Source organism: Allokutzneria multivorans, from assembly GCF_039537405.1.
In the GTDB taxonomy this organism is placed as follows: Bacteria; Actinomycetota; Actinomycetes; order Mycobacteriales; family Pseudonocardiaceae; genus Allokutzneria; species Allokutzneria multivorans.
The window spans coordinates 56,917-64,571 of record NZ_BAABAL010000022.1; the positions used below are offsets into that span (position 1 = coordinate 56,917).

The 7,655-nt window shown below is 70.7% G+C and carries 7 protein-coding genes; 4 read left to right on the forward strand and 3 right to left on the reverse strand.

Annotation, left to right across the window (positions count from 1 at the left end):
- Positions 1 to 33 precede the first annotated feature (33 nt).
- On the forward strand, positions 34 to 1,239 hold the full coding sequence (locus tag ABD798_RS33750; protein WP_344884396.1) for an MFS transporter: 1,206 nt from the start codon (positions 34 to 36) through the stop codon (positions 1,237 to 1,239).
- On the opposite strand, the gene ABD798_RS33755 is transcribed toward ABD798_RS33750, so the two are convergent.
- Complete coding sequence (locus tag ABD798_RS33755; RefSeq protein ID WP_344884399.1) at positions 1,166 to 2,641, reverse strand: hypothetical protein; 1,476 nt, start codon at positions 2,639 to 2,641, stop codon at positions 1,166 to 1,168. The two genes, ABD798_RS33750 and ABD798_RS33755, sit on opposite strands and share 74 nt — an antisense overlap.
- 96 nt (positions 2,642 to 2,737) lie before the next feature.
- Complete coding sequence (glgA, locus tag ABD798_RS33760) at positions 2,738 to 3,901, reverse strand: glycogen synthase (protein ID WP_344884402.1); 1,164 nt, start codon at positions 3,899 to 3,901, stop codon at positions 2,738 to 2,740.
- Between the two features lie 114 nt (positions 3,902 to 4,015).
- Here glgA and glgC point away from each other — a divergent pair, with 114 nt between their 5' ends.
- Positions 4,016 to 5,233: a glucose-1-phosphate adenylyltransferase gene (glgC, locus tag ABD798_RS33765; RefSeq protein WP_344884405.1), complete on the forward strand. Its 1,218-nt coding sequence runs from the start codon at positions 4,016 to 4,018 to the stop codon at positions 5,231 to 5,233.
- 209 nt (positions 5,234 to 5,442) lie between these two features.
- On the opposite strand, the gene ABD798_RS33770 is transcribed toward glgC, so the two are convergent.
- Positions 5,443 to 6,093: an O-methyltransferase gene (locus tag ABD798_RS33770; protein ID WP_344884408.1), complete on the reverse strand. Its 651-nt coding sequence runs from the start codon at positions 6,091 to 6,093 to the stop codon at positions 5,443 to 5,445.
- 229 nt (positions 6,094 to 6,322) lie between these two features.
- Here ABD798_RS33770 and sigE point away from each other — a divergent pair, with 229 nt between their 5' ends.
- Together sigE and ABD798_RS33780 are read left to right on the forward strand one after the other, a co-directional pair.
- Positions 6,323 to 6,931: an RNA polymerase sigma factor SigE gene (sigE, locus tag ABD798_RS33775; protein ID WP_425549317.1), complete on the forward strand. Its 609-nt coding sequence runs from the start codon at positions 6,323 to 6,325 to the stop codon at positions 6,929 to 6,931.
- A 16-nt stretch (positions 6,932 to 6,947) separates the two neighbouring features.
- Positions 6,948 to 7,601 carry a zf-HC2 domain-containing protein gene (locus tag ABD798_RS33780; RefSeq protein ID WP_344884414.1) on the forward strand — a complete coding sequence of 218 codons (654 nt, stop codon included), beginning with the start codon at positions 6,948 to 6,950 and terminating at the stop codon, positions 7,599 to 7,601.
- Positions 7,602 to 7,655: the final 54 nt, after the last annotated feature.

Genomic DNA, 7,655 nt, shown 5'->3' on the forward strand with positions numbered 1-7,655 from the left:
CGTATCAAAGCTCGCCTGCCAGCGTGTTTGACCGTGGCCCAGCACAGGAATCGACGCATCGGGATGGCCGTTCTCGCGGCCGGTCTTGCGACCTTCGCCGTGCTCTACGCGCCGCAGCCGGTGCTGCCTCTGCTCGCCGAGGAGTTCCGGCTCGGCCCCGGCGAGGTCTCCGCCGTGGTGAGCGCCGCGACGCTGAGCCTGGCGCTGGCCGTGCTGCCGATGGCCGCGTTGTCCGAGGTGGTGGGCCGCAAGCCGATGATGCTCGCCTCGGTGATCGCCGCCGTGCTGATCGGTTTCGTGCTGCCGCTCGCCCCGAACTTCGGCAGCCTCATCGCGTTGCGCGTCGTGCAGGGCGTCGCGATCGCGGGGCTCCCCGGAGTCGCGATGGCGTACATGGCAGAGGAAATCGGCCTCGCGGGCTTGGGCGCGGTGATGGGCCTCTACGTCGCGGGCAACACCACGGGCGGCATGTCAGGAAGGCTGCTCGCCGGAGTTCTGGGCGATGTGGTCGACTGGCGGTTCGGGCTTTTCGCGGTCGCGGTCCTGGCCGGATTGTGCGCCGTGGCAATGGCTTTGTTGATGCCCGCCTCCCGCGCGCAGACCCAACGAAGTCCTCTGCTCGCCGGGCTGCGTGGAGCTACGAGGGATTCCGGGCTCTACGGGCCTTATGCGGTGGCGTTCCTGGGAATGGCTTCGATCGTCGCGGTCTACAACGTGATCTCTTTCCGGCTGATCGATGATCCTTTTCGGCTCGCGCCCGGTGTTGCGGCGATGGTCTTTCTCGGCTACCTGTGCGGCGGAGTCGCTTCAGCGATCGCGGGCCGCGTCGCCGACCGGATCGGCAAGCCGCCGGTTGTGCTCGTGGCACTGGGAATCACGGTCGTCGGCATGCTGATGACGTTGCCGGACAACCTCTTCTTCGTGCTGCCCGGTATCGCTCTGCTGTCGGCGGGCTTCTTCGCCGCGCACGCCGTCGCGAGCAGCTGGATCGGCGCGCGTGCGGCCCCTGGCGCGCGGGCGCAGGCATCGGGTGTGTACCTGCTGGCCTACTACCTCGGCAGCAGCACGGGCGCCTCGGTCGCGGGCTGGGCGTACGGCGCGGGCGGGTGGACGCCGGTGGCACTGGTCAACTGCGGGTGGCTGGTTCTCGCTGGGCTGGTCGTGCTCAGGGTTCGAGCCGCAGGTCGATCGCCGGCGCCGTCGGTGCCAGCTCCAGCCGCCCCCGCGAGGGCAGCGTGACCGACCCGGCGTCGATGGTCAGCTGAGCGCTGGTGATGTCAGCGGGCACCTCGTAGACGACAGCGGTGGGGAACAGGCCGCCGTCGTAGCGCTTGCCCGCGATCTTCGCCTTGCCCCCGCCGGGCAGCTTCAGCGCGATGCGGTCCGCGGTGAGGTACCCGGCCAGGTCCTCGGGCAGCCCGTCGCCGTTCACCTGGAGCTGGACCTCCAGCAGCGCCCTGTCGTTGCGGGGCGGCGAGATCAGGCCGAGCTTGCCCGACTCCGGCTGCCGCACCGGGCGCTGCCAGCCGAGCCGGAGCCCGCTGACGGTCAGGTTCGCCGTTCCCGTGCTCCCACCGGCCTCGAAGGACAGGGCCTGCGTGGTGGACGGGGACTTCAGCGCGCTGACCTTCCTGCGCAGCACGGCGGGCAGTTCGTAGACGGGCTTGCCCTCCGGCAGCTCGACGGCCTGCTCCAGCAGCGACTGGACGTTGGTGTTGAGCACCAGCTTCGGCGGGGCTCCACCGCCCTGCTCGGGCACGGTGAACAGCACGAAGATCGCCCCGGAGTCCGGCAGCTGCGCCTTCGGCAGATCGCGCCAGCCGCCCGGCAGGTCCAGCGCGATGCCCGGGACCGGCGCGCCGCCGTTGACCCACGACGCGGACAGCAGTTCCTCGTCGAGCTGCTTGCGGTTCACGTGCACGCGCAGCACCCACAGCCGCTGCCCGCGCTCCGGGTTGAGCACGCCACCGTTGTCGGGCAACGGAAAACTGCCCGGCATGCCCCAGCCCTTGCCCTCGACCGAGGCGAAGTCGTCGCGCAGGTGGACGTCGCTCGCGTCCTTCAGGCCGAGTTCGACGTTGCTGCGCTTGCCGTCGTCCGGCAGCACGGCCAGGTAGCCGGGCCCGGCGTTGCGCTCGTTCTGCGCGTTGGGTTTGCGCGAGGCGCCGTCCGGCCGGACGATCTCCGCCGCCGGGGTCGTCGCCTGGCCGGGCGCGGGCACCTTCGGCTCGTCCAGCTCGACGCGGTCGCCCTTGGTCAGCACCGGGATCGGGATCCAGTCCGGAGCGGGCCCGGTGCCGGGGACCTGGATCGGCCCGCACCACAGCTTCGGCTCGACGGGCACGTAGTACTCGCCCTCCTCGGCCTCGACGCGGGCGAACCAGCACTGCACCGTGCCGTCGCCGGAGCGAGCGACCCGCTGCTGCTCGATCGCCGTCGCCACGGCCGCCTCGCCCGCGCGCAGCAGGGCGTCCGCGTTCGGCAGCCGGTGGCCCTGGAGGGTCACCTCGATCGGACCGCTCGGCTTCGGGGCAGGCGGGCTCGGCACCGGCTCAGGTGCCGGCTCCTGGGGGAGACCGCAGCCCCCGACCAGTGCCAACAGCAGCACGAGCACCGCCTGGCCCTTACGAGAACGCGACACCAAGGAGATCTCCGGTAGCCAGTGTGAAGAAAGTGCTGACTACCTAGATGCGCGCGAGAGGCCCTTCCGGTTGCACCGCGCCAAAGTTCCTGATCTTTATTTGCCGCCCGTGCTCGCGGCCTGGTACACGGCCACCGTCTGCTCCGCCACGCTCGCCCAGGAAAACTCCTGCACAGCGCGGTCGCGCCCGGCCGCTCCCATGGTCGCGGCGCGCTCCGGATCACCGAGCAGCTCGTTCACCGAGTCCGCGAGTTGTGTGCGGAAGGTCTCCACGTCGTGCTCGTCGTAGTGCGCGAGCAAACCGGTGCGGCCGTGGTCGACCACTTCCGGGATGCCGCCGACGTCCGAGGCGACCACGGCGGTCCCGCAGGCCATCGCCTCCAGGTTCACGATGCCCAGCGGCTCGTAGACCGAGGGGCAGACGAAAACCGTCGCGTGCGAGAGGAACTGCCGCACCTCGGCGGGCTGGAGCATCTTCTGGATCCAGAAGACACCGGGACGCGCGGCGGCCAGTTCGGAGACGGCCTTCGCGGTCTCCTCGGCGATCTCCGGGGTGTCCGGAGCGCCCGCGCAGAGCACGATCTGCGCGTCCTCGTCGATGCGGTGCGCGGCCGCGATGAGGTGGCCGACGCCCTTCTGCCTGGTGATCCGCCCGACGAAGACCACGGTCGGTCGGCCGGGGTCCACACCGTAAGCGCGCAGCGCGTCGTGCTCGGCGACAGGGTGGTAGGCCTGCGTGTCGATGCCGTTGCGCACCACGTGCACGCGCGCCGGGTCGAGCGCGGGGTAGCAGTCGAGCACGTCCGCGCGCATGCCCGCGCTCACCGCGATGATCGCGTCGGCCGACTCGTACGCGGTCCGCTCGACCCACGACGAGAGCTGGTAGCCGCCGCCGAGCTGCTCGGCCTTCCACGGCCTCCTAGGTTCGAGCGAGTGCGCGGTCACCACGTGCGGGATCCCGTGCAGCACCTTGGCGATCTGCCCTGCCATGTTGGCGTACCAGGTGTGCGAGTGCACCAGGTCCACGCCTTCGACTGCGGCCACCATCGACAGATCGACCGACAGCGTCTGCAACGCCGCGTTGGCCCGTTCCAAGCCCGCGGCGCTCGCATGGGCGTGCGCGTCGGCGCGGGCGCCGCCGAAGCAGTGCACGTCCACGTCGATGAGCTCACGCAGCCGAGGGACCAGGAAACCGACGTGTACCCCTGCCCCGCCGTAGACCTCCGGCGGGTACTCGCGGGTCAGCAGACCGATGCGCACGCTGACAAACGCTAGCCGCTCTGCGGCAGCCGGGTGAACGTGGCGCGACACCCGCCAAAGCCGTGCCCCGATGCGGTGGCCATTCGGTGATCTGCCCGGATAGGGTCACCCACTGTGAAGGGGCAGCCTCACGTCCTCGGGATCGTGCTGGCCGGTGGCGAAGGGAAGCGGCTGTGGCCGCTGACCGCCGACCGGGCCAAGCCTGCGGTGCCCTTCGGGGGCAACTACCGGCTCATCGACTTCGTGCTGTCCAACCTGGTCAACGCGGGTCTGACGCAGATATGCGTGTTGACGCAGTACAAGTCGCACTCGCTCGACCGGCACATCTCCACGACGTGGCGGCTGTCCAGCGTGCTCGGGCAGTACATCACCCCGGTGCCCGCGCAGCAGCGGCTCGGGCCGCGCTGGTACACCGGCAGCGCCGACGCGATCTACCAGTCGCTGAACCTGGTCTACGACGAGAAGCCGGACTACATCGTCGTCTTCGGTGCCGACCACGTGTACCGCATGGACCCGTCCCAGATGCTGGAACAACACATCGCCACGGACGCGGGCGTGACGGTCGCGGGCATCCGCGTGCCGCGCGCGGAGGCGAAGGCCTTCGGCTGCATCGACTCCGACGCCAGCGGCCAGATCACCCGCTTCCTGGAGAAGCCCGCCGACCCGCCGGGAACACCGGACGACCCCGAGGTCACCTTCGCCTCGATGGGCAACTACGTCTTCAGCACCGACGCGCTGCTCGAAGCGCTGCGTGCGGACGCGGCCAACCCGGACTCCGACCACGACATGGGCGGCGACATCATCCCCGCGCTGGTCTCGGCCGGGCGTGCCGCCGTCTACGACTTCGCCGACAACGTGGTGCCCGGGGAGACCGAGCGCGACCGCGGCTACTGGCGCGACGTCGGGACCATCGACGCCTACTACGACTCGCACATGGACCTCGTGTCCGTGCACCCGGTCTTCAACCTCTACAACCAGGCGTGGCCGATCCGCACCGCGACCCCGCCGCTGGCTCCCGCCAAGTTCGTCCAGGGCGGCACCGCGCAGGACTCCATCGTCGGCCCCGGCACCATCATCTCCGGCGCGCAGGTCACCAACTCCGTGGTGGGCGCGGGCGTGATGATCGAGGCCGGAGCGCAGGTGGACGGCAGTGTGCTGCTGCCCGGCGTGCACATCGGCAAGGGCGCGGTCGTGCGCAGGGCGATCCTCGACAAGAACGTGGTCGTGCCCGACGGGGCACAGATCGGCGTCGACCTCACCACCGACCGCGAGCGCTACACCGTCAGCAGCAGCGGCGTCGTGGTCCTCGGCAAGGGCGTCCGCGCCGACTAGGGCCTGTCCTGTAAGTGGTTGAGCTGCGTATTCCGGTCACGGTGCCGCTGGGGGTCGGGGTGTCTTCAAGACCACCAAACCCCACTGTTGATCATCGCCAACCGCCGCAAACCCAGCAGCCTCGCGAGGTTTGCCGTCGTTGAAGACCGCTGGGGCAGGGGTTTGTAGGTCTTGAAGACCGCCGAACCCGGCGACTTGCAGGACAGGCCCTAGCCGCGCTTGGCCGCTGCCAGGAGCCCGTCGCCGACGGGGAGCAGCACCGGGACCAGGCGCTCGTCCTCGCGGGCCAGGCGGGCGACCTCGCGCAGCGCGGTGGTGGCCAGGTCCTGCTCGTCCGGATCGGCGACGCGACCGCTCCACAGCGCGTTGTCGAAGACGATCACCCCGCCGGGGCGGAGCAGGCGGACGCCCTCTTCGAGGTACTTCGGGTACTCCGCCTTGAGGCCGTCCACGAACACCAGGTCGTAGCCGCCGTCGGTGAGGCGGGGCAGCACGTCCAGCGCCTCGCCGTGGATGAGCCGGGTCCGCCCGGTCGGGAAGCCCGCGGCCGCGAACGCCTGGCGCGCGGCGCGCTGGTGCTCCGGCTGGAGGTCGATCGAGGTGAGCACGCCGTCGGCGACCATGCCGCGCAGCAGCCAGATCCCGCTGGTGCCCGCGCCCGTCCCGACCTCGACGACGGCCCTGGCCTGCAACGCCGCCGCGAGGAAGCTCAGCGCGGCGCCCCCTGTCGGCGCGATCGGCACGCAGCCCAGCTGCGCGCCCCGCTGCCGGGCGAGGCTCAGCACCTCGTCCTCCACGAGGTAGTCCTCCACGTACTCGCGAACCGCCGGCGCGAAAAGGGACGGGGTGTCGGCTGCCACGCGAAGCAGGTTAGCGCCGCCGACCGCGCGCCGTTGACGAACCACCGCACGAGTGACGGAGGCATTCTCAGGCTGCTCTCAGCGGACTCTCACCATCGCCACACCAGAGTGGGGCACCGTAGGTCGTGTAGATGAGCGAAGAGAACTCACACTCGCGGGCATGGCAGCCGTCACGCACGGGAACACAGCGGGTCCCCTCAACGTTCACGAGTAGGGCAGACAGCCCGCCATGGAGGTGCCTTCCCGTCCGATGCGAACGCAGCCTTTGACCCCGGCGACGACCGCCGGTGTGACGACCGTGATTCCCGACGCGGCCAACTGGACGCCGCCGTCGTGGGACGACGTGGTCCGGGAGCATGCGGACCGCGTCTACCGGCTGGCCTACCGCCTCACCGGCAACCAGCACGACGCCGAGGACCTCACCCAGGAGACGTTCATCCGGGTCTTCCGCTCGCTCGCCTCGTACAAGCCGGGGACGTTCGAGGGCTGGCTGCACCGGATCACCACCAACCTGTTCCTCGACATGGCGCGCCGCCGCACCCGGCTGCGGATGGAGGGCCTTCCCGAGGACACCGACCGGCTCGCGGGCAACGACCCGTCGCCGGAGCAGGTCTACTCCGACACCCACCTCAGCCCGGACCTGCAGGCGGCGCTCGACGAGCTTCCGCCGGAGTTCCGCGCGGCGGTCGTACTGTGTGACGTGGAAGGCCTGTCCTACGAGGAGATCGGCGCGACGCTCGGCGTGAAGCTGGGCACCGTCCGCTCCCGCATCCACCGTGGACGGCAGGCGCTGAAGGCCGCGCTGGAACGCCGTCGGGCTCAGGAGGACTTCGCATGACCCCGGAGGTCTCGTGATGAGCGACCTGCGCGCTTGGGCTCTCGCCGAGCAGCACCTGAACCCGGACGCGCTGGTCGCGTTCGTCGACGGTGAGCTCTCGGCACTCGCCTACGACAGGGCGTCCGCGCACCTCGCGCGGTGCTCCTGCTGTGCGGCGGAGGCCGCGGCGCAGCGCCAGGCCCGCGCGGCCGTGCGCACGGCGGTCATGCCGGGACTGCCCTCCGGGCTGCTGGACAGCCTGCGCTCCATCCCGCAGCAGGTCGAGCTCCCGCAGGGGCCCGATGAGCTCGCGGTCACCGAGGACGGCCAGCTCGTGGCCGTCCTGCGGCCCTCCCGGATCCGCGCGGGCGAACCGCCCGCCGGGCTCGGCGGATCTCCCGCACTGGGTTCTTCCCCGATGCTGGGCTCCTCACCGATGCTGGGCCAGGGCTCCTCGGTGCTCGGCCGTCGCAAGCAGGGCACCGGAGTCGTGGTGTCCGGCCTGGTGCTCGGCGTCCTCGCCCTGGTCAGCCCGGCCGTCAGCGATCTCGTGGACAACCAGTGGACGACCCCGCCGCAGCCGGGCGCCCGCGCCGCGCAGACCCCGGACCCCGCGCCGAGCCCGCTGTCCTCGCTCAACCCCCTCGCACCGGGCGCCGCCGCGTCCTTCAGCGGGGTGCTCGGCCGCTAGTGTCCTGAGTCGGGAGTTGTAGTCATATGTAGTGTGGAGTGATGGCGCGTACTG